We start from the raw sequence: 21,830 nt of genomic DNA on the forward strand, positions 1-21,830 counted from the left end.
TATTATATAGCAATTACTTTGTCCTATTTTTTGAATATTAATATGAACAAAATTCACGTACTACAGAGAAAATATTTACATTTTATAGTAGAAATATGTAAAAACTTAGAATATATTTATGTATATACGGAGTGAGTAGTAATTCATTCGTATATAAGTAATAGTTCAAAAAGGGGGGGATTTTATGGGGTCATTTCAGTTATTCGGAAAAGAGCTAAGTTCGCTCAAAAATCGTAAAGGATTACTTTTTACATTGATTGGCATTATGTTAATTCCAATTGTCTACGTAGCTGTATTACTTTCTGCTACATGGGGACCGTATGACAATTTGGAAAATTTGCCGGTCGCCTTCGTCAATAAAGATGTTGGCGGTGTATCAAGTGGTCAACCGATCAATGTCGGCAATGACTTAATGGAAACATTGAAGGAAAGTAAGTCATTGGGGTGGCATTTCGTTTCTGAAAAAGAGGCAATGGATGGGCTCAAAAAGCAGGAATTTTATTTAGTAGTGGAAGTGCCTGAGGACTTTTCACAAAAGGTAACAACAGTCCTTGATGCAAATCCGCAAGTACCAGAGCTGCGATACATCCAAAATGAAGGGTTAAACTTCATGGGTGCCCAAGTAACGAATAGTGCGGTGGAAAGGCTTCGCGAACAATTAGGGGACAAAATTACTGCAACATATGCCAGAACAGTATTTGCTAGATTTACAGATATTGAGACAGGGTTTGCAACTGGTGCAGACGGGTCGAAGCAAATTTTAACTGGTACGGAACAGCTAGCTGAGGGCACAAACACATTGCTATCATCATTAACTGATAAATCAGCCGATATTAATCAACTAGCTGCTGGTGCAAAAACAGCGGACGATGGAGCAGGTCAACTTTTATCAGCGATTACTGGCGGGACAAGTAACATTAACCGTTTAGCTAGTGGCGCGAAAGAAGTAGCAAGCGGGGCTGGCCAATTAAAGAATGGTTCCGAACAAGTTTTAGCTGGATTAAATTCAATCCAAGGAGCAACGAATCAGGTATATAATGGCTTGCAACAATTGCAGCCAGGTTCTGAAGAGTTATTAAATGGATTACAACAGCTTTCAACGGGTGCAAATCAGTTATATGCAGGAATTGCATTAGGTGATGGAACTGCAGCTAATCCAGGGTTAGCTAATGGCTTAGCTCAATTAGCTACAGTATTACAGTCCAAACAAGCAGATATTGAGCAATTAGGTCAAGGCGCACAACTTCTGCAAGGATTGGCACAAGCACCTGGCATGGAAACATATCGTGCGAATTTGTTAGCTTTAAGTGAAGGTTTAACAGAATTAGCAACAATTTATCCGGTTGCTGTTCAAAGTGCAAGCGCTTTAAATAATGGTGCTCAACAAATTGCACAATCGATGCCAAGTTTAACAACAGGATTGGAAAATGCAATTGTTGGTCAAAAAACAATTGTAGGCGGTATTGATGCGCTTGTAACAGGTCAAGGTCAAACTGTTGCAGGAGTAGGCCAGTTAGTAAATGGACAAAAGGCAGTAGTATCAGGTGCCACTCAATTAGCTAGTGGTGCTTCACAAGTAGCCAATGGTAACCAAACGTTAACTAGCTCTTGGAATCAGTTAGGCGCAGGTGTATCCAACCTGAAAAACGGCTTAACTCAAATCAGTACTGGTAATGAAACAGTAGCATTAGGTTGGCAAACAATGACTGAAGGTGTTACTTCATTAAATGATGGGGTTAACCGCCTTCAAGCAGGATCTAATGATTTAGCTACTGGTTTAGAAGGTGGACGTGATCAAGTAGCATCTTTACGAATTACTGATGAAAATATCGCGATGTTCTCTTCACCAGTTGCACTAGCTGGCGAAAAGGTGAATCCATATGAATATTACCGTGATTCAACAGCACCGTATATTTTATCGTTAGCATTATTTGTAGGTATGCTTGTATTATCACTGTTCGTTGATTTCAAAAAGCCAGCAGTACTACCAAAATCAGCGGTAAGCTGGTACGTTAGTAAATGGATGCAATTAGCGATGTTCGCTACAATCCAGGCGGTGCTTGTAACACTATTTACGCTAGTGGTATTACAATTATCAGTAGCTAATGTCATGCTATTTATTTTATTCGCTATTTTTGTAAGTATTGTATTTATGTCAATTATCTTCTTCCTAGTATCGGTTGCAGGTCATATCGGACGCTTTATCGCACTTGTGTTAGTCGTAGCACAATTATCGATTACAGGTTCGAATTTACCAATTCCGATGCTGCCGGAAAACTTACAGGCAGTAAGTTCATTCTTACCATTTACGTATTCGATTTCAGGCTTTAAATCGGTTATTTCATTAGGAGATGTTTCATTATTATCTTCTAATGCCGCAATACTTGCCATCTATTTAGTAGGGGCATCGGTGTTGGCATTCATCGCATTTATCGTAAGCTACAAAACTCTTACGACAAAGTATACACCAGAAGTAGAAGTGCAACCGACTGTTTAAAACAGCCATCAAGTAAATATGAAAGCCCCTAAATTTGTCGCGAACAAGTTTCGGGGTTTTCTGTTTATTTGGAAAAAACCAATAAAAAAGAGGGGACATAAGTAGAAAACTTTTTAAATGAACGGAATTTATATATATAAATAAACTTTATTAAAATTGGTTGGAGTGAAGGGTCGACTCCAGCGGGAACAGCACGACGCCTGAGACTACAGGCTCAGGCCGTGCCCGCGGAAAGCGTACCCGTAACGGAAACCAATTTTCTGTGTATCAAAAAAATACAATTATTCTCTATAGAGAATAATTGTATTTTTATTTTGTCTCAGCCTCAATAAGTTTACTTAATTAAAATTCAACATGTGCAATCATGCCTTCTTCATCATCAATGTCTAGTGAAATACGTGCAGACATTGAGTCACGGCCTAGTTGATCGTCGATGTAGAGACGAAGTGCCATAATGAAATTTACTGAGTTGTATACATCCAACTGACCGTTATAGAATGCTTCTGCTGAATAGCCTGCTACATCATCGTACATAAGCTCCACTTCAACTTCATCTGGTGTTACATTTTTGAACTTTGCATGGAATAAACATACGGCATTAATTAAATCTTGTTCAAGTAATGTTAGCTTTTCCAAGTATCTGTTACCTCGTTATCTTTTTTACGTTTAATAATTTGATAAATTTTAACTAGGAAGAATACGATTGCCGCAATTGCTGCAACGTTTATAAGTAAGCCTAAAATGTTGCCTAACATACCCATACCGGCAAATAAACTACCGAATAATAAACCAGCTAAACCACCAAGCATTAAGCCTTTCATTAGGCCGCCTTTGTTTGAAGCTGTGTTTGTATTATCTTTTTTAGTTGTTGTACCGTTGTTTTGTTTTGCAGCAGGGTTTGTAGCATCATTATTATTCTTTTGAATATTTGAATTGTTATTGTTGTTATTGCTAAAGCCTTTTTTTCCTGATTTATAGGATTTTGCTTCAACAGTCTGTGTATCGTTAGCGAATAAAATTGTAGAACCTACACTTGAGAATACTAGTGCAAACGCTAACAGTATAGCTGATAATTTTTTCATGTCTTTCCCCCATATTTTCTTTTTATTTACTTTAGTAGTATATCAAAAAAAGAATGAAATAGAAAATGAAAACTCTTTTATGTAAATAGAGCATGCTTTACTCGAAAGATAACATTTGCTTGTAAAATAATCGAAAGATATTGTATTCGTAAAAATGAAATTGTATGATGAATAGAATATTCTGAATTTACATAACTATGTAAGTTAAAAAAGCGCCAAATAGTTTAGGAGGAAGAAAGATGAGTAACATTCGTATTGGTATTGTAGGTTACGGAAATTTAGGACGTGGGGTAGAAGCAGCAATCAGTCAGAATGCTGACATGGAATTGGTAGCTGTGTTCACGCGCCGAGACCCTAGTACCGTTTCAATAAAATCAGCTAATGTACCAGTATATTTAGTGGAAGATGCACCGAAATATAAAGAGCAAATTGATGTCATGATTTTATGTGGAGGTTCTGCGACAGATTTACCAGAGCAAGTCCCTCACTTTGCCCAATGGTTTAATACAATTGACAGCTATGATACACATGCCAATATACCGGCATTTTTTGATGCAGCGGATGCAGTCGCACAACAGAATAACACTGTTTCGATTATTTCCGTTGGATGGGATCCAGGTTTATTTTCATTAAATCGTTTGCTAGGTGAAGCAGTGCTACCGGCAGGTCATACATATACATTTTGGGGTAATGGGCTAAGTCAAGGTCACTCTGATGCTGTACGCCGTATTAATGGCGTGAAAAAAGCAGTCCAATATACTTTACCTATTAAAGACGCGGTGAATCGTGTCCGTAATGGTGAAAATCCGGAACTGACAACGAGAGAAAAGCATGCTCGTGAATGCTATGTTGTATTGGAAGATGGCGCAGATGCAAACGTCATTGAAACAGAAATTAAAGAAATGCCGAATTATTTTGCAGATTATGATACATCTGTAAATTTCATTACGGAAACTGAATTTGATGAAAATCATCAAGGTATGCCACATGGAGGTTTCGTAATCCGTTCTGGTCAATCAGGCGAGGGTGATAAACAAATTTTAGAGTTCTCATTAAATTTGGAATCGAATCCTATGTTTACATCGAGTGTTTTAGTTGCATATGCACGTGCAGCCTACAAACTTCATGCTAAAGGAGATAAAGGAGCTAAAACGGTATTCGATATTCCTTTTGGCTTACTATCACCTAAATCTCCAACAGAATTACGAAAAGAATTACTTTAATTGGAAGAAAAAACGACGTCTATATTATAGTTAGACGCCGTTTTTTTGATTAAATTAATAATATTGTTTGCGAATTTCGTGGAATTTGGGCTTTTCTATTTAGAAAGTCTTTTCTTCTAACGCTTTGCCACGTATGATAGAGAGGATTATTCAACTTCTTTTAGCAAAAAGAATGATGTAGGCATCTTAAAAAGTTGCCAACGTAAATTGATATTTGAAGAAAGGATGTTTACTGTGCAGGATAAGCGTTTTAAAATCGCACATAAAGAAGCATTAATCGGAGTTATACTTGTCATTATTAACTTTGCGATTTGGTATGGTTTTGCTTATGGACTCGGTTCAGGCGATCCGCTTCAATATAAATATATTTTAGGGTTCCCGGCCTGGTTTTTCTATAGCTGTATTGCTGGAACAGTTTTTATGATTATTTGTATTTGGCTTGCGATGAAGCTTTTCTTCAAAGATATTTCACTTGAAGAGGAGGACAAGCATCAATGATTCATTGGCAAGTGATTGTACCACTTTTCATATTTCTAATCGTTATATTCGGAATTGGAATTTGGGCAAATAAACAAGTTCGAACGTCGACCTCTTTTATGCAGGAATATTTTTTAGGCGGTCGTGAAATGGGTGGATTCCTTCTAGCAATGACTATGATGGCTACATACGGAAGTGCATCAAGCTTTATCGGGGGCCCAGGTGTTGCTTATAATACGGGTCTCGGCTGGGTATTACTTGCAATGGCACAGCTTCCTGCCGGCTATTTTGTACTGATGGTTCTTGGTAAGAAATTTGCGATCGTATCGCGTCGTATTGAGGCGATTACATTAATCGACTTTTTAAAGAAACGCTATGACAGCCATACGATTGTTATTTTATCGGCCGTTAGCATTATTATTTTCCTATTTGCTTCAATGACAGCGCAATGGGTCGGTGGGGCACGATTAATTGAATCGTTGACTGGACTATCCTATACGAACGCACTACTGATTTTTGCGGTGGCTGTATTGGCATATGTAGTTATCGGAGGTTTCCGTGCCGTAGCATTAACCGATGCTTTGCAGGGGTCGATTATGATTATCGGGACAGTTATTTTATTAATTGCTACGGTAATTGCCGGTGGCGGAGTAGAAAATATTATGCAAGGGCTAGTTGCGGAAAATCCGAATTTAGTTTCACCATTTGGTGCAACTGGTAATTTAACACCTTTATATGTTTCAACGTTTTGGATATTAATCGGGTTAGGTGTAATCGGTTTACCTCAAATTGCTGTTCGTGCAATGAGCTATAAAGATTCAAAAAGCTTACACCGTGCTATTTTAATCGGTACGATCGGAATTGGTACAATCATGTTCGGCATGCATTTAATTGGTGTATTTGCGCGTCCTGTAATGCCAGGTATTGATGTTGGCGATAAGGTGATGCCTTTATTAACGCTTGAAGTACTGCCGCCTGTCTTAGCAGGTATTGTACTCGCTGCTCCGATGGCGGCGATTATGTCGACGGTTAATGCATTGTTAATATTAGTAAGCTCTACCGTTGTAAAAGATATTTATTTAAATTATATCAACCCAAAAGCTAGTGATACACAAATTAAAAACCGCAGTTTCTGGGTAACGACAATTATTGGAATTACTGTCGTTATTTTTGCCGTAAAACCGCCTGAACTATTAATTATGCTGAACTTATTTGCGTTTGGCGGATTGGAATCAGCATTCCTATGGAGCGTTGTGTTTGGACTCTATTGGAAAAAGGCGAACAAATATGGAGCAATTAGTTCGATGATTGTTGGTATAGTGCTGTATATTGTTATTTATAGCTTTGCAGAAAATATATACGGCATGCATTCGGTGACAATTCCTATTTTTGCATCTTTATTTACATTTGTAGTTGTAAGTTTAATTGCAAATAAAGTAAAGAAAATAGAGGATTATCATTTTTAAGAGCCCTTTCAAAAAAGCCGAAGCAATCATATGATAGATTGCTTCGGTTTATTTGACGTTATTAACTTATTATTATAAACTAGGTTACGTAAAGTAACTTAAAGAAAACAAGGTGATCATATATGGAAAATATAATGGCAATTTTAAAAGATAAAATTCAGCTTATCCGTCGAGACGATCTGCAAAATATTGCACTTGTTGGACCGGTAAAGCTACCAATAAAACAAGGTGATTTTGAAGCGACTTTCCAATGGTATTCGTGGACTACTGTCGGAAAGGATTTAATGAAAGAGCAGGTAGTACAGTCGATACCATCGATGAATTTAGCTTTCGGGCAGCAATCATCGGTATTAGTATATGGCGATTTTACACATGATGAGAATGCTTTAATTCGCATGCACAGCATTTGTCATACAGGTGATATTTTTGGGTCACAACGCTGTGATTGCGGCTACCAGTTGCATGAATCTATGAAAATGATAGTCGATCATGGCTGCGGAGCAATATTATATTTGGCAGATCATGAAGGGCGCGGCATTGGTTTATTTTCAAAATCACTTGCTTATTTATTGCAAGAGGAAGCTTTTGATACAGTAGAAGCAAACCATGCACTAGGCTTTGAAGATGACACTCGTTCATATGACGATGCCATCCGTGTATTGCAAGTACTCCGTGCAAAACCAGTGACACTGATTACGAATAACCCGAAAAAGCTGGAAGCCTTGAAAAAAAGCGGGCTTCTAGTGTCGGGTCATATACCTTTATGGGGCGGTCTAACCGAAACGAATGAACAGTATTTGCAAACGAAAGTACAAAAGTCTGGACACATGGGTTTAGTTGAAAAGCTAACAGTTTAAGGGGAATGAATGATATGAAAACAGATCAGGACTATATGCAACTGGCACTCCAATTAGCGGCAAGTGCAAAGGGGAATACGAATCCGAATCCGCTAGTCGGAGCTGTCATTGTGAAAGATGGTGTCATTGTAGGCACAGGGCTTCATCGGAAAGCAGGAGAGCCACATGCTGAAGTTCATGCAGTGAAAATGGCAGGTGATCATGCAAAGGGAGCTACTATATATGTGACGTTAGAGCCTTGTTCCCACTATGGTAAAACACCACCTTGCGCGAATTTAGTAAAAGAAAGTGGAGTTGCCCGTGTCGTTGTTGCTACAGAAGATCCGAATCCTGAAGTAGCAGGGCGCGGAATTCAACTTTTACGTGACGCAGGAATTGAAGTAGAAGTAGGTATTTTGCAAGAGGAAGCACAAAAACTAAATAAACGCTTTATCCATAATATGCTGACAGATCGGCCGTTTGTTGTTGCAAAGTTTGCAATGACGTTGGACGGCAAAATTGCTACATATAATGGACATTCCCAGTGGATTACAAATGAAGAGGCACGTGCTGATGTTCATGAACTGAGACATGAAGTGGATGGGATACTCGTAGGCGTCCAAACTGTGATCAATGATAACCCGAAACTGACAACACGGCTTGCCGATCGCCCAGGTCGTAACCCGATACGTGTCGTGTTGGACCGTACATTGAGAACACCTTTGAATGCTCATATAGTCAATACGACCGAAGCACGTACGATTATCGTGACGTCACACGATGCAAACGAAAATGCCATTAAAGAATATGAAAAGCTAGGTGTAGAAATAATCCGAGTAGCAGTAAATGCATCAGGTCTTAATCTGGATGAAACGCTGCAAGCATTATATAAACAGGGGATTACCCACTTATTAGTTGAAGGTGGGGGCACGGTAAACGCTTCGTTTTTACGGAATAATTTCATCGATCAGTTTATTGTCTATATCGCCCCGAAAGTGTTAGGAGGCAAACATTCGATAACACCATTTACAGGAGACGATGTTGAGACAATTGATTTTGCTTCACTCGTTGAGTTTGATGAAGTGACCCGAATTGGGGAAGATTTACGCATTATCGCTTATCCTAAAAGGGTGAAGTCCAATGAATAGAAAAGTGGATGTTTGCATTGTAGGCGGTGGTCCAGGTGGTACGTTACTTGCAAACATTTTAGCTAAGCATAATCTTTCAGTACTCTTACTGGAACGCACAAATGGCTTTGCAAAAGCGTTTCGAGGAGAGCACTTAAATGAAGAAGGCGAGCAAGTTTTAAAGCAATATGGATTATTCGAACGGATTGAAGAGCTTGGGTTACTTCGAATGGAAACATTGGAATATTGGTTGGGTGGGCAAAAATTCAATACAGTTTACCCTGATCCAGTGATTGGACATTTAGGCATTCATGTACCGCAAGCACACCTTTTACAGGCGATTGTCGAACAAGCTCAAAAATATACTAGTTTTGACTATCTATTAAATACGACGGTTAAAGAGCTTATACAGGATGAACATGGTCATTATATAGGTGTTAAGGCGCTTCAGGACGATCAAATCATTCAAATAGACGCACAGCTTATTATTGGGGCAGATGGACGCCATTCCACGATTCGCAAATTGGCAAATTTAGACGCGACGATTCATAATCATGGCTATGATTTACTATGGGCAAGAATACCGGCACCGGAAGACTGGACCCCGTCAATTAAGATGGCGCTCGTAGATGGCATGCAAATATCGCTTTTTACCCAAACAAACGGCTTTGTGCAGATCGGGTGGAATATAGAAAAGGGAAGCTATCCATCATTAAGGAAACAGCCATTTACCCCTTTTATTGAAAAGTTGATAAAAGCATTTCCACAGTTAACTGATACGGTCAATGAGCATATCCAGTCTTGGCGTGACTTTGTACTACTTGATGTGTTTAGTACAACATCAGAACAATGGGAAAAAAACGGTGTGATATTAATCGGGGATGCAGTCCATACAATGACCCCAACTGGAGCGTTTGGTTTAAATAGTTCACTAATGGATGCTCATATATTAGCGCAATGGGTTCTTCAAAAGAATCCATTTGATTATAGCTGTGCCACTGAACGTCAGAAGCAAATTGCAGCAATTCAAGCATTACAAATCGAAAAAGAACAAAAGTTTCAAGATGCTTTTGTCATATTAAGTTAGGTGAGAAAAATGAAATTTGGTTTTGATATTGATGATACACTAATTGATTTACGTCGACATGCGTTTCATTTATATAATAAGAAGTTAAAGAAATCGATTGGTGAGGACCTGTTCGATAAGATTTTGACAGTTGAAATTCATGAAGCATTTGGAATGACGAGTGAAGAAGGCAGTAAAATGTGGAATGATTCGATGGAAGATATTTATTTTACAGATTGTCCAAGCTATGAAGGGGCGAAAGAGGTTTTACAAGCCTTAGCAGAAGAAGGGCATGAAATTTACTATATTACATCACGTCCGAAAGGCTATTGTGAACAAACGCGTGAGTGGGTAAAGGCACAAGGATTTCCTGTTGTAGATGAGCGCTTTTTTTGTGGTATGAAAGATCATGAGAAAATTGATATTATAAAAAAATTACAGCTTGATGTTTATGTTGATGATAAGCCGGCTGTTCTGAATACGCTAACAGGAACAAATACGAAAGTTATTGTTAAAAATCAGTCATATAATCAAGAAATGGAATGTACTCGTCTATTAAATTGGAGCGAATTTAACGGATTAATTCAAAACGCAACATCGTAACTGTATGGAAGAGAGTCTAGCATAATGCTATCCTTGTACTGAAAAAGTGAAATAGTTTGAATTTTTTACTTTCAACTCGTAAAATCTATGGTATTGTATGAGTATATCGTTAAGGGTTGGGGGATAAATAAAACTATGATTACTGAACAACATTACGAAGCAAGCATAAATTATAATGGGATTATTTTGCTATCGGCCTATTTGCAGCGCCAGTATGTATACCGTACCATTCAAGTTCGATTAAATGGTGCGAGTGAAGAGCCTTTAAATAAAGTGAAGAATATGCTCGATCATACAGAGGCTATGTTAAACGTCTTTGAAGAAGCGAAAAGTTTATTGGATGGTCAACGAAATAAGTTGAAGTCCTTTGCAGATGAAGTGAGCTTAATGATGCAAAATTATATAAAGGAAAACCCGGATTTTAATGAACGTCTAGCGGTTGTTGGTTCTACACTTTATTCGGAACAATTGATGAATAATGGGATTATTAAACTAGGCTATATTTTCAAGCAAAATATCGGAAAAGATTTCCCGGCTCGAGTTAAATTTTATGAAGAGCGAACAAAGGTTATCGATGTGATGGTTCAATTAGTGTCTGATGGAAAAGAGATTGAGCAAGGTATGCAGGACATTTTAAACAAATGGTATGAAGGCATTGCCAATCAGAAAAAAGGCATTATGGAAGATCTATCGAAAATCAATGAAATGTTGGATTATAAAATACCACGATAAAAAAACCTTGCCATTATAGAAATGGCAAGGTTTTTTTTGAGATTATTGACGCTCGAAGAATACTTTATCGATATTGTATTTAGCTTGGAATTGGTTGATCGCGTATGTTTCGTAAATTTCACGTTCCATTGGATCTTCAATTTCATATACTTCAATTTTATGAATTTCATCACGATGGTTTTTCATTGGTGATACGTTGTCTTCAAAGTGCTTTTTAATGCGTTGACGAATTTTACGTGCTTTCCCAACGAATAAAAGTTCATTTTTCTCATTATAGAAGAAGAAAATTCCGCCTTTATCACGCGTAATTTTGTGGAAATCAATAAAGCCGAAGTAAGGTGCAATTTCTACGTCTCCTTGTTTTAAAACTTGCTCACGCTGACGAATTACTAAATCAGGTTTTGGCATTTCAATTTTAATCAATTTGTTCACGTCCCTAAAGTATTATAAAGGCTTATTTTACATGAAATTCACATAAATAGCTATCTATATAGATAATACCCATTTTTTAATGTATAAATCATATAAATATAAACATTGCATTACATATTATCCGACACTAAATTGTAACGATATTATAATATCACTTCGAACAAAATATTTATAATACATGATCTTTTCTCTTTTTTGTTAATAAAAAACCAATTACTAATGCTCTAGTCAAGCAATAAACATGAAATTTATTCAATATTTCTATATATTTTGGAATTTTCACTTTCTTTTTTATGCAATATTGATTATTGTATATCTAATTGTGTATAAAGAGAGAGAAGGAATAATTATGCAAAAGTATAAAGGCGAACTGTTAATGCTGATTACCGCAGTGATGTGGGGAAGCGGATTCGTTGGAATGGCGAAAGGTTTGGAGCATTGGACCGTATTTCAATTAATGGCGGGACGTTTTTTGTTAGCTTCTATTTTATTAAGTATGATTTTCTATAAAAAAATTCGGTTAATAACGAAAGCCGTCTTGTGGAAGGGCGCAGTGTTGGGAGCTATTTTATTTACTGCTTTTGCGTTACAGACTATGGGATTGGAATATACGACTCCATCCAAAAATGCTTTTTTAACGGCGATTAATGTTATTATCGTGCCTATTATCGCCTATGTCATCTACAAAAGACGCATCGATCGTTTTGAATTTATTGCTGCCGGAATTGCAGTTGTCGGGATTGGATTTTTATCGCTGCAGGATTCATTGACTATTAATGTTGGAGATTTCTTATCGATACTTTGTGCGGTAGGGTTTGCATTTGATATTTTTTATACGAATGTTTTTGTAAAGACAGAGGATGCATTAGCTTTAACAATCGTTCAGTTTTATACTGCGGCCGTGTTAAGTGTAATTGCTGTATTAATATTAGGTGAAGTACCGACTAGCTATAGTTCTGAAGGTCTTGGAATCATTATTTATTTAGCCGTTTTTTGTACAGGTGTTGCGTATGTCTGCCAAAATATAGGGATGCAATATGCGAATCCTACAAAATCAGCGATCATTTTATCAACCGAATCATTGTTCGGTACGATGTTCTCTGTACTGATTTTACATGAAATTTTAACGGGGCGTATGCTTGTAGGATGTGTGCTTATTTTTATCGCCATTCTCTTTGCCGAAGTAAAACCTACATTTAGACGGAAAAAGTCCTTTATATAAATAAGTAGAGAGCTGTATTTAAAGTCATTGAAACTTTAATACAGCTCTTTGTTTATGTTTACGTAAATACGGAAAAAGATAAGAGAAGAAATAAGGGGAGGACTGATATTAATGTTAAATTATACTCGAAAAGGATCAGGAGAAGTGGTCGTGCTAGTTCACGGCTTTTTAGGTGGTACAGCAATTTTTGATAAAATTATTGTACCTTTAACAAAGTGCTTTGATGTCATTGCAATTGATTTACCCGGACATGGAAAGAGTGAGGCTCCTGAAGGGGATTACACCGTATACCAGTATGCAGAAGATATTATCGATATCTTAACACTAGAAAAAGTTGAAAAGTCCTATTGGATTGGCCATTCAATGGGCGGATACATTACGCTAGCAGCCATTGAAAAGCAATATACGAATATCGAAAAGGCTGTTTTATTGTATTCATCTGATGCACCGGATACCCCAGAAGCAATTGAAAAACGAGCGAAACAACAGGAAGAAATATTATTACATGGAGTTGGACCGTTTGTAGATGGCATTATCCATAACTTCTTAGCTCCGGATGCAGATGCAGAAGATGTGCTTTTTGCAAAGGAAGTGGCACATGAAGCAAAAGCACAAGGGCTCGTTGCTGCACTTGGCGCAATGAAATCACGTCCAAGTCAAAAGGATTTAATGGATACAACCTCTACTCCAATATTAGTCATTGAAGGTGAACAGGACAAAGCTGTTACACCAATTGTGACATCAAACCCTCATGTTAAAAAAGTAAAAACAAATACAGGGCATCTCGGTATGCTGGAAGATTCCAAAACTGTAGCCCGGGAAATATTAAATTTCTTGAATGAAGAAAATTAATACAGATAGAATGGCCTTAATATGTTTGAAGTCAGACAAAGTCTTATATTTTATATAGAAGTAAAAGTTGTTGTTCTTCGGTATAGCACTCCTTGGTACAAACAGTTGAAACAGCAGTTTATATTCTTGGTAAGTTATACTTTACTATTTTAAGGTACTTTATTTGCAGCCATAAATGATTCTTATGGCTGTTTTCTTTTGCAATATAATTATAAATCAGTGCTAATTCAGCTTGTTAGCGCTTAATTTTAGATTAACCTTCCGGGAATTGTTTTACATAAAATACCATTATGTTATAGTTGTTAATAATTAATTTTTTATAAAAGGGGTGGTAGCTTTGCGCATAACAAAAGCGCAGAAAATCGTTTTTGTAGTGCTGTGTACGATTTCTGCTGTCGGAATTTATTTGCTATATAATCCCCATGTACCAGCGAAATTAATTTTTTCATTTAACGAGGATTATCAAAAGACACAATTAAATGGGGTAGATGTACTCATAAATTCAGACATTGTAATTGAAGAAGATAAAGTTGTCAGGGGAATGGAACAAACGAAGGAACGTGCGGCTAAGCTTTTCGATGTCGCAAACGAAGATAAGGTAGATATTTTTGTAGCACTACCAGGGGACCGAATTTACGATATGTATTTGGGTAAGGGGAACTTAGGTATTTATCATCCACCGATTAAGACGGTGGCCGTTGATGGTCAATATACTGGAGATTTGTCATCCACGATTATTCACGAATATAGTCACCATTTATTTTATGAATACATAGATACGCTGAAGGTAACTTCTGAGCAAATTCCGGAATGGTTAGAAGAGGGCTTAGCGTTAACGTTTGAATATGAACTGATGAATAATGTTTTGGTAAAGTATGGACCGATGTTTAACGCAATTCCTTTTAAGCAACTTGAAGAAATCAGAGATGTCAATTCTCATACGATTTACTTGCAAGGGTTTTATGGCATCATGTTTTTGCTGGAGAAGTATGGGGATTCAATCATTCGCCAATTAATAGAAGGGACAGTAAATTCGTCCTTCCACGTTGCGTGGGCAAAACTAATAGAAGAGCCGTATGAAACGTTTCATGATAACTTTGAGATTCAACAAGGCTCTATTCGCAAATTGGAGAGCCTGCAAGGGGATCATTTGAAAGTGATTGCCTATGTAGACTCAGTGAAAGAAGAACATGGTCGCTTAAATGTTTACACGCCATTTACGTCGCTTGCGTTAATTGAAGCATACGCGGGTATAGGAGAGTTAGAAAAAGCAAAAATAACATTTGATATGTACGAGCCGTTTATCAATAATCCAGCTGAGTTTGCGGATTTGGCAATTATGTTTAAAGGGGACCCTTCATTCAATGAAATGTTAATGAATAAGGGGCTGAATTACGCACTTCAATACGGTTATGATACGAAGGAATATGAAGCGTATTTGCAGTCCGTACAGTAATTTAATCAACTTGCCTCCACAAAAACGTTTACCGTTAAGGAGAACAACGGCTATGTGGTAGAAACAAAATAAAGGGGCTGAGAAAAAGTAGAATATTCTTTGGAGAAGGAAAAGACCCTTAATAATAAACGTAGACTTTAAAATTGATTGGAATGGAGGGCGAGTGTAGCTGACGGCTAGCGCCTTTCGCTACAAGCAAAGCTTCCTGCGGGAAAAGCACGACGCCTGAGACTACAGGCTCAGGCTGTGCCCGCGGAAAGCGTCCCGGAATGGAAATCAATTTTTTATGCCAGCAAGAAAATACCATTTCTCTCAAGGAGATTTAATGGCATTTTTGGGTTATGTCCCAGTCTTTTTTAATTTTGAGGCGGGTATTTCGTTTCCTCTTCTAAATGAAATGATTTTTTAAATATAATGTAACCCAATTAAAATTCTCATTTTTTTCTAAATTAGAAACAAGACCAATGACGATAGCAGGACGGGGATTTTCCATAGTTAGCTCTTCTTTCAGCAATTGGATGGATTCCTGTTCCAGATTATCATTTGTTTGTTGCTGTAATTGATCTAGTTCCTCAATAATATGCTCTGTTGAATAGACCTTCATTCGACTGTACAGCTGAGATGAATCCTTTAAAAAAACGATTTCACTTTTCGTAGCCAAAAGTGTTGTTTTTTCTACGAGTGAATCAGCAAGTTTTATAACATCGAACGGTTTGCACGATTCGAAGAAATTTTGTAAATACGCCTGTACCATTCCATTAACAACAAGCACTAAATCGTATTGTTTTCCTTCAATCTGATCTCCAAATACTTCGAATAATAACTTCTCCAAACTTTTCTTGGCCAAATCAACATAATATTGAATTCGTTCAATCAATGCCTCATTAATCGCAGAAACCTTTTCCTTCATCAATATTTCCGCAAAGCCAGTATATTGTGACATGACTTTAAATGTATGAACAAAATAAATGTGGAGCTTTTCTGATGGTGTGGAGCCTTCTTTGACTGCTCGGTCAACTTCTCTTATTATATTGTTCATAAAATGTTCAATTATTGCATAAATAAGTTCATCTTTAGATTTAAATGAAAGATAGAAGGCACCTTTAGAAATGCCGCAATGATCAGTGATTTGTTGAACTGATGTAGCTTCTATCCCTTTTTCTGCAAAAAGCTGTAGGGCAGAATCCATTATTAATTGTTTTCTTGTCATAATAATTTTGAGCCCCTTTCAATTGACACGTGACCGGCTAGTCATTATTATAGAATGGTGGTTACATATAGTCAAGAAAGGTAAGGTGGAACCGTGAAAGGCTTAGTAAATTTCGTATTGAAAAATAAGCTTGCCGTATGGTTACTAACAATCATAATCGTGTTCTCAGGTATTTATTCATCTACACGTATGAAAATGGAATCGATTCCAGACATATCGATCCCGTTCTTAATCGTTATGGGTGTTTATCCTGGTGCAACACCAGAGCAAGTAATGGATGATCTTTCAATTCCTTATGAAAAGGCAGTTGAAAGTTTAGAGGATGTTAAGGCTGTATACTCTACATCGAGTTCAAATGTTTCACAAGTTCAAGTGGAATATGAATATGGCGTAGATATGGATGAAAAGAAACGTCAATTAGAGGCTGCTTTAGATGATATTGCACTTCCAGAAGGTGCTCAAGAGCCTTCTATTATGGCAATCAGTATGAATATGATGCCGGTTATTGCGTTATCATTAAGTAGTTCAGAAGAGGATATTGTCGAATTAACTTCTACGGTAGAACAAATTATCCTTCCAAAGTTAAACAAAATTGACGGTGTAGCATCAGCTACGGTTACTGGTCAACATTTGGAAGAGGTAGCCTTCACATATGATGAAGCAAAAATGAATGAATTAGGCCTAACAGAAGATTCTGTTAAGCAAATGGTTCAAGCAAGCGACTTAGCTGTTTCTTTAGGTTTATATAAATTTGAAGAAGGCGAGCAGGCTGTTGCAGTTGATGGTAAGTTCAAAACAGTGGAAGATTTAAAAGAAATGTTAATCCCTGTTACACCATCTGAAACAAATCCAGTACCGTTTGTGAAGCTAGGCGATATTGCTGAGATTGAAAAGGTTGGTAAAGTTCAATCGGTTTCTCGTACAAATGGTTCAAATGCTATTGCCATTCAAGTTATTAAAGGTCAGGATGCAAATACAGTAACAGTTGTAAATGCAGTAAAAGATTTAATTGAAGAAGAGCAGGAGTTAATTTCCGGTCTTCAAATCGATATTTCTTTAGACCAAGGTAAGCCAATTGAAGACTCTGTTTTCACAATGGTTGAAAAGGCAGTATTCGGGGGATTAATTGCGATTTTAATTATCCTATTATTCCTACGTGACTTTAAATCAACAATCATTTCGATTATTTCGATTCCAGTTTCAGTATTTATGGCATTAATGCTATTGCACTGGATGGATATTACATTAAATATTATGACGTTAGGTGCCATTACCGTTGCAATCGGTCGTGTAATTGATGACTCGATTGTTGTAGTGGAAAACATATACCGTCGTATGCACTTAAAAGAAGAAAAATTACAAGGCCGTGCATTAATTCGTGAAGCAACGATTGAAATGTTTAAGCCAATTATGTCTTCAACATTAGTAACAATTGCGGTATTCGCGCCATTAGTATTTGTAGGTGGTATGGTTGGAGAATTATTCGTACCATTCGCTCTTACAATGTCATTTGCATTAATCGCTTCATTAATCGTTGCGGTTACAATTGTACCGGCACTTTCTCACACATTATTCCGTAAGAAAATTTACGGTGAAAAATCTGAAAGTCAACATAAAGAGGTTGGTAAATTAGCATTAACTTATCGTGGCTTCTTAGAAAAATGTTTAAATCACAAATGGATTACTTCTATCATTGCGATTGTAATGTTAGTAGGTTCATTAGCATTAACGCCTTTAATCGGATTCAGCTTCATGGGTTCTCAAGAAGAGAAGGTAATGTATTTAACATACACACCTAAAACAGGTGAGTTAATGGAAGATACATTAGCGAACATTGAAGAAGTTGAACAGGAATTAATGAAACGAGAAGATATCGATATTTTACAATTATCGGTGAATACTGAACCTTCAACAGATGCAGCTTCAATGCTGACTGGCGGCGGTGCTGGCGGTGGTTTAATCTACGCGATTTTCGATCCGGATATGGATGATTTCCCTGGAGCGAAAAAAGAAGTAGAAGACTATATCTTCAACGTTGGCCAATCAGGTGAATGGAAAACTCAAAACTTCGCGATGGGTATGTCATCGAATGAAGTGAGCTATACATTATACAGTGAAGACTTAGATAAGTTAAACGAAGCTGTAGCTCAAGTGGAAGAAGTATTAGTGAATATCGACGGTCTGGATGAAGTTGAATCAAATGCTTCTGAGCCTTATGTAGAAAATGTCATAAAAGTAGATCAGCAAAACGTATTACAATACGGTTTAACTACTGGACAAATTTTAATGGCTTTACAAACAAATACAGCAAAAGAAGTGTTAACAACTGTTGAAAGTGATGGCAGTGACATTAATGTTGTTGTACAGCGTGAAGCTAGATCTGCAGCTGCTGACATTGATGAATTATTGGAAACACCAATTCAAACTGCAACAGGTCAATCGATGACTATCGGAGACATTGTAGAGCTTGAAGAAGGTACGACTTTAAATTCTTTATCTCGTCAAAAAGGTGAATACTTTGCGACAGTATCTGCAACAATTACTGACAAAGATATTTCAAAAGCAACATCTGCAGCGGATGAAAAAATTGCTGATTTAGAGCTACCTAAAGGTGTTACGACTGGTGTAGGTGGTGTTGCAGCTGATATGACTGAAACATTCACTCAGTTAGGTGTAGCGATGATTGCAGCGATTGCAATTGTATACTTCATCTTAGTTGTTACATTTGGTGAAGGTTTGGCACCATTTGCGATTTTATTCTCATTACCATTTACTGTAATCGGTTCTTGGATTGGATTATTCGCGACAGGTCAAACGATTTCTGTATCAGTTATGATGGGACTACTGATGTTAATCGGTATCGTTGTCACGAACGCAATCGTACTTGTAGACCGTATTATCCGTATGGAACATGAAGGTATGAATATGCGTGAAGCAATATTGGAAGCCGGGGCAACACGTTTACGACCAATTTTAATGACCGCGATTGCAACAATTGGTGCGATGTTACCAATGGCATTCGGTGGTGCTGGTGGCGGACTAATATCTCAGGACTTAGCCGTAACAGTAATTGGTGGTTTATTATCATCAACAGTACTAACTTTAATCATCGTTCCGATTGTATATGAAGTATTATCAAGAATGCTGAAGAAAAATCGTAAAGATGTAAAAGACAATTAATATGGGCGGCCTGTAGGAATAATATTCTTACAGGCCGTTTTTTATTGTACAGTTAAGGGTATAGAAGTTAAGTTTTATACACCTAAGTGGGAGGAATTTCATGGGAAAAATATTGCTTTTTAGTTTAATATTTTTTGCAGCAGCCATTATTAATCCAATGACTACAAATGCTGCTACAGAAAAGGTTGACCTTGGAAAATATCCGGTACAAGTGATTGCAAAAAAGAATATAGAATTGAAAGATAAAAATGGGGCTGTTATAAAAAAAGTAGCAAAAGGTGAGAAGCTTTTATTAACCGGGATACATGGTAAGCAAGGTATCGTAAAAAATTCGTCTAAAACCACTTTTCTTACTTTAACCGATGTCCACTATGACCAATTAGTCGACGGTTCGAAAGTTTTAACATTTGATGAGGTAGCCTCAAAGTTAAAGCTAATATCACAAATGTATCCTTCAATTACGAATTTACAGGAAATCGGACAATCAGTTGAAGGGCGTTCTCTCTATTCCATAAAGCTCGGAACTGGTAAAAAGGAAGTTTTATTCGATGCAGCTTTCCATGGTCGGGAACATATGACGACCAATGTGCTGATGGAAATGATTGATACATATTTAAAGGCTTACTTGAATGGTACGAAGATAGAAAAATATGATGTAAAAACGATATTAAGTGAGGTAAGTATTGTGTTTGTACCAATGGTTAACCCAGATGGTGTAACACTTTCACAAGGTGGAAAAGTGAAAACACCTATGGCCAAGTTAAGAGCGATGAATGGGAGCTCCAATTTTAATCGTTGGAAAGCAAATATAAATGGTGTCGATTTAAATCGTCAATTCAATGTGAACTGGCAATTAATAAAAATGACAAAGCCTTCGTTTAAAGAATATAAAGGTAAGGCGCCGAATACAGAGCCTGAAGCACTTGCAATGAAAAGACTGATTGATCGCGGCAATCATTTAGCCTATGTATCCTATCATTCTTCCGGTCAAATTATATATTGGAGTCGAGCGAAGACCGAATTTGCTCGTACTAAAAAGCTAGTAAAGGGAGTTTCCTCAATTACAGGCTATAAAATGATGCCCGTAACAACAAAAAACGAACCAATCGCAGCTTCTGAGGACTACTTCACAAAAGTTAAAGACCGACCTGCGATGACGGTTGAAATTGCACCATATGCCGGTGAAGCCTCGGTGCCACTAAAACGCTGGAACAATGTTTGGAAGCAAAATAAAACTGTCGGACTTTACGTAGCGAATGAAGCGAGAAAATGGTAGGCAGTAGGAAAAAATTTAAATTACCGTTGCATTTATTCAGAATTATCAGTAGACTAGTAGTAATTAAATGAATTTGCAGGGGGACACGTAAGTGTTGAGAAGGTAAAACCTGACCCTTAGAACCTGTTCCGTTAACACGGGCGTAGGGAGCAAAATGTACAAGCTAATAATCGTACGTGGCGCTCTCCATCTTTTTGGAGAGCTTTTCTTTTGCAAATTTTTTAATTGCGGGGGGACACAATTGTGTTGAGAAGGTTAAAACCTGACCCTTAGAACCTGACAGTTAATACTGGCGTAGGGAGCAATAAGTGCGTACATATGCACTTTTTTAGGCATCTCTACTTTTTGTAGAGGTGCCTTTTTTGCTTACGCCTCCAAGGAGGAAATAGGATGGATTTTTGTAAAGAAGTAAGAAAGCAAACGGAATATTATTGGGAGGCCAGTTTGAAGCATCCATTTGTACAAGGTATTGCTGATGGAACATTGGAGCTGGAAAAGTTTAAATTTTATATGCTGCAGGACGCCTATTATTTAAAGCATTATATGAAACTACTTGCAATGCTGGCGGCAAAAGTTAATGAAGATGAAGATGTAGCTTATTTCCTGGAAACCGCGAACTTTATACGGGAAGCAGAGTTAGAACTACACCGTTCGACTTTCAAAGAGTTGCACGTTACACCTGAAGAAATCAGAAATTTCCAACCAGCACCTGCAGCGTACAATTATGTTAGTCATATGTATCAAGCATTTTATACAGGGTCGATTGCCGACGCATACGCTGCGATACTACCTTGTCCGTGGTTATATCAGGAAATCGGGGCCGCATTAAGAAAAGCAACACCGGGTGTTAAGTTGTATCAACAGTGGATTGATTTATATGCTTCAGCTGAGATGGAAGAGACCATTGAAAAGCAAAAGGCGATGATGAATCGTTTTGCACAGATGCCAGGAAATGATGAACGTGAATTGACAGCCCATTTCAAGCGCAGTTGCTATTATGAATGGCAGTTTTGGGAAATGTCCTGGACTTGTCAGGATTGGCAACAGGAAGTGTATATGAATGAGCATGCTACGATTTTATAAGGGCATAGTT

Annotated in this window: 19 protein-coding genes and 2 riboswitches; of the genes, 15 read left to right on the forward strand and 4 right to left on the reverse strand. The window is 37.4% G+C overall.

What is annotated here, in order from left to right; genetic code table 11:
* Positions 1 to 184: 184 nt before the first annotated feature.
* Positions 185 to 2,497: a YhgE/Pip domain-containing protein gene (locus NYE67_RS08840; protein ID WP_340729778.1), complete on the forward strand. Its 2,313-nt coding sequence runs from the start codon at positions 185 to 187 to the stop codon at positions 2,495 to 2,497.
* 342 nt (positions 2,498 to 2,839) lie between these two features.
* Here the strand turns inward: NYE67_RS08840 and NYE67_RS08845 are convergent, their stop codons facing one another.
* Together NYE67_RS08845 and NYE67_RS08850 are read right to left on the reverse strand one after the other, a co-directional pair.
* On the reverse strand, positions 2,840 to 3,133 hold the full coding sequence (locus NYE67_RS08845) for a YxcD family protein (RefSeq protein WP_340729779.1): 294 nt from the start codon (positions 3,131 to 3,133) through the stop codon (positions 2,840 to 2,842).
* Complete coding sequence (locus NYE67_RS08850; protein ID WP_340729780.1) at positions 3,121 to 3,579, reverse strand: hypothetical protein; 459 nt, start codon at positions 3,577 to 3,579, stop codon at positions 3,121 to 3,123. Before NYE67_RS08850 ends, NYE67_RS08845 begins: the two co-directional genes overlap by 13 nt.
* A 239-nt stretch (positions 3,580 to 3,818) precedes the next feature.
* Here NYE67_RS08850 and NYE67_RS08855 point away from each other — a divergent pair, with 239 nt between their 5' ends.
* The 8 genes from NYE67_RS08855 (at position 3,819) to NYE67_RS08890 (ending at position 11,109) form a co-directional block, all read left to right on the forward strand.
* Positions 3,819 to 4,802, forward strand: a complete 984-nt coding sequence (locus NYE67_RS08855) for a diaminopimelate dehydrogenase (protein ID WP_340729781.1) — start codon at positions 3,819 to 3,821, stop codon at positions 4,800 to 4,802.
* Positions 4,803 to 5,027: 225 nt separating this feature from the next.
* Positions 5,028 to 5,300 carry a YhdT family protein gene (locus tag NYE67_RS08860; protein WP_340728760.1) on the forward strand — a complete coding sequence of 91 codons (273 nt, stop codon included), beginning with the start codon at positions 5,028 to 5,030 and terminating at the stop codon, positions 5,298 to 5,300.
* The gene (gene panF, locus NYE67_RS08865; RefSeq protein ID WP_340728761.1) at positions 5,300 to 6,745 is read left to right on the forward strand and encodes a sodium/pantothenate symporter; all 1,446 of its coding nucleotides are present in this window, start codon (positions 5,300 to 5,302) and stop codon (positions 6,743 to 6,745) included. The genes NYE67_RS08860 and panF overlap by 1 nt, the downstream gene beginning before the upstream one ends.
* A 122-nt stretch (positions 6,746 to 6,867) precedes the next feature.
* Positions 6,868 to 7,602, forward strand: coding sequence for a GTP cyclohydrolase II (locus NYE67_RS08870; protein WP_340729782.1), 735 nt, complete (start codon positions 6,868 to 6,870; stop codon positions 7,600 to 7,602).
* Positions 7,603 to 7,616: 14 nt separating this feature from the next.
* Positions 7,617 to 8,729, forward strand: a complete 1,113-nt coding sequence (gene ribD, locus NYE67_RS08875) for a bifunctional diaminohydroxyphosphoribosylaminopyrimidine deaminase/5-amino-6-(5-phosphoribosylamino)uracil reductase RibD (RefSeq protein ID WP_340729783.1) — start codon at positions 7,617 to 7,619, stop codon at positions 8,727 to 8,729.
* Positions 8,722 to 9,795, forward strand: a complete 1,074-nt coding sequence (locus NYE67_RS08880) for an FAD-dependent monooxygenase (protein WP_340729784.1) — start codon at positions 8,722 to 8,724, stop codon at positions 9,793 to 9,795. Before ribD ends, NYE67_RS08880 begins: the two co-directional genes overlap by 8 nt.
* Positions 9,796 to 9,804: 9 nt before the next feature.
* Entirely contained in the window at positions 9,805 to 10,377 is a 573-nt protein-coding gene (locus NYE67_RS08885; RefSeq protein ID WP_340729785.1) for a 5' nucleotidase, NT5C type, read from the forward strand.
* A gap of 135 nt (positions 10,378 to 10,512) precedes the next feature.
* Positions 10,513 to 11,109: a transcriptional regulator gene (locus NYE67_RS08890; RefSeq protein ID WP_191699062.1), complete on the forward strand. Its 597-nt coding sequence runs from the start codon at positions 10,513 to 10,515 to the stop codon at positions 11,107 to 11,109.
* Positions 11,110 to 11,151: 42 nt separating this feature from the next.
* On the opposite strand, the gene NYE67_RS08895 is transcribed toward NYE67_RS08890, so the two are convergent.
* Positions 11,152 to 11,532: a nucleotide excision repair endonuclease gene (locus tag NYE67_RS08895; RefSeq protein ID WP_340729786.1), complete on the reverse strand. Its 381-nt coding sequence runs from the start codon at positions 11,530 to 11,532 to the stop codon at positions 11,152 to 11,154.
* A 358-nt stretch (positions 11,533 to 11,890) separates the two neighbouring features.
* On the opposite strand from NYE67_RS08895, the gene NYE67_RS08900 reads away from it, so the two are divergent.
* From NYE67_RS08900 to NYE67_RS08910, 3 genes are all read left to right on the forward strand, one after another.
* Entirely contained in the window at positions 11,891 to 12,763 is an 873-nt protein-coding gene (locus NYE67_RS08900; RefSeq protein WP_340729787.1) for a DMT family transporter, read from the forward strand.
* Between the two features lie 111 nt (positions 12,764 to 12,874).
* Positions 12,875 to 13,615, forward strand: a complete 741-nt coding sequence (locus NYE67_RS08905) for an alpha/beta fold hydrolase (protein WP_340729788.1) — start codon at positions 12,875 to 12,877, stop codon at positions 13,613 to 13,615.
* A 337-nt stretch (positions 13,616 to 13,952) separates the two neighbouring features.
* The gene (locus NYE67_RS08910; RefSeq protein ID WP_340729789.1) at positions 13,953 to 15,071 is read left to right on the forward strand and encodes a hypothetical protein; all 1,119 of its coding nucleotides are present in this window, start codon (positions 13,953 to 13,955) and stop codon (positions 15,069 to 15,071) included.
* A 388-nt stretch (positions 15,072 to 15,459) separates the two neighbouring features.
* On the opposite strand, the gene NYE67_RS08915 is transcribed toward NYE67_RS08910, so the two are convergent.
* The gene (locus NYE67_RS08915) at positions 15,460 to 16,281 is read right to left on the reverse strand and encodes a TetR/AcrR family transcriptional regulator (protein WP_340729790.1); all 822 of its coding nucleotides are present in this window, start codon (positions 16,279 to 16,281) and stop codon (positions 15,460 to 15,462) included.
* Positions 16,282 to 16,374: 93 nt separating this feature from the next.
* Between NYE67_RS08915 and NYE67_RS08920 the strand changes: the two genes are divergently transcribed.
* From NYE67_RS08920 to tenA, 3 genes are all read left to right on the forward strand, one after another.
* Positions 16,375 to 19,461 (forward strand): efflux RND transporter permease subunit, encoded by a 3,087-nt coding sequence (locus NYE67_RS08920; RefSeq protein WP_340729791.1) that lies wholly within the window; start codon positions 16,375 to 16,377, stop codon positions 19,459 to 19,461.
* 100 nt (positions 19,462 to 19,561) lie between these two features.
* Positions 19,562 to 20,737, forward strand: coding sequence for a M14 family zinc carboxypeptidase (locus tag NYE67_RS08925; RefSeq protein WP_340727861.1), 1,176 nt, complete (start codon positions 19,562 to 19,564; stop codon positions 20,735 to 20,737).
* Positions 20,738 to 20,804: 67 nt separating this feature from the next.
* A riboswitch (TPP riboswitch) is annotated at positions 20,805 to 20,903 on the forward strand.
* Between the two features lie 53 nt (positions 20,904 to 20,956).
* A riboswitch (TPP riboswitch) is annotated at positions 20,957 to 21,055 on the forward strand.
* 72 nt (positions 21,056 to 21,127) lie between these two features.
* Positions 21,128 to 21,820 carry a thiaminase II gene (tenA, locus tag NYE67_RS08930; protein ID WP_340729792.1) on the forward strand — a complete coding sequence of 231 codons (693 nt, stop codon included), beginning with the start codon at positions 21,128 to 21,130 and terminating at the stop codon, positions 21,818 to 21,820.
* Positions 21,821 to 21,830 lie beyond the last annotated feature (10 nt).

The organism is Solibacillus sp. FSL W8-0474 (assembly GCF_038004065.1).
Classification (GTDB): Bacteria; Bacillota; Bacilli; order Bacillales_A; family Planococcaceae; genus Solibacillus; species Solibacillus faecavium.

Excerpts from the sequence above, each read along its gene's own strand:
- NYE67_RS08840 (WP_340729778.1), top strand. The coding sequence starts at position 185 with ATGGGGTCATTTCAGTTATTCGGAAAAGAGCTAAGTTCGCTCAAAAAT.
- NYE67_RS08870 (WP_340729782.1), top strand. The coding sequence starts at position 6,868 with ATGGAAAATATAATGGCAATTTTAAAAGATAAAATTCAGCTTATCCGT.
- NYE67_RS08850 (WP_340729780.1), bottom strand. The coding sequence starts at position 3,579 with ATGAAAAAATTATCAGCTATACTGTTAGCGTTTGCACTAGTATTCTCA.
- NYE67_RS08915 (WP_340729790.1), bottom strand. The coding sequence starts at position 16,281 with ATGACAAGAAAACAATTAATAATGGATTCTGCCCTACAGCTTTTTGCA.
- NYE67_RS08925 (WP_340727861.1), top strand. The coding sequence starts at position 19,562 with ATGGGAAAAATATTGCTTTTTAGTTTAATATTTTTTGCAGCAGCCATT.
- ribD (WP_340729783.1), top strand. The coding sequence starts at position 7,617 with ATGAAAACAGATCAGGACTATATGCAACTGGCACTCCAATTAGCGGCA.
- NYE67_RS08855 (WP_340729781.1), top strand. The coding sequence starts at position 3,819 with ATGAGTAACATTCGTATTGGTATTGTAGGTTACGGAAATTTAGGACGT.
- NYE67_RS08905 (WP_340729788.1), top strand. The coding sequence starts at position 12,875 with ATGTTAAATTATACTCGAAAAGGATCAGGAGAAGTGGTCGTGCTAGTT.
- NYE67_RS08900 (WP_340729787.1), top strand. The coding sequence starts at position 11,891 with ATGCAAAAGTATAAAGGCGAACTGTTAATGCTGATTACCGCAGTGATG.
- NYE67_RS08885 (WP_340729785.1), top strand. The coding sequence starts at position 9,805 with ATGAAATTTGGTTTTGATATTGATGATACACTAATTGATTTACGTCGA.
- tenA (WP_340729792.1), top strand. The coding sequence starts at position 21,128 with ATGGATTTTTGTAAAGAAGTAAGAAAGCAAACGGAATATTATTGGGAG.
- NYE67_RS08890 (WP_191699062.1), top strand. The coding sequence starts at position 10,513 with ATGATTACTGAACAACATTACGAAGCAAGCATAAATTATAATGGGATT.
- NYE67_RS08880 (WP_340729784.1), top strand. The coding sequence starts at position 8,722 with ATGAATAGAAAAGTGGATGTTTGCATTGTAGGCGGTGGTCCAGGTGGT.
- NYE67_RS08860 (WP_340728760.1), top strand. The coding sequence starts at position 5,028 with ATGTTTACTGTGCAGGATAAGCGTTTTAAAATCGCACATAAAGAAGCA.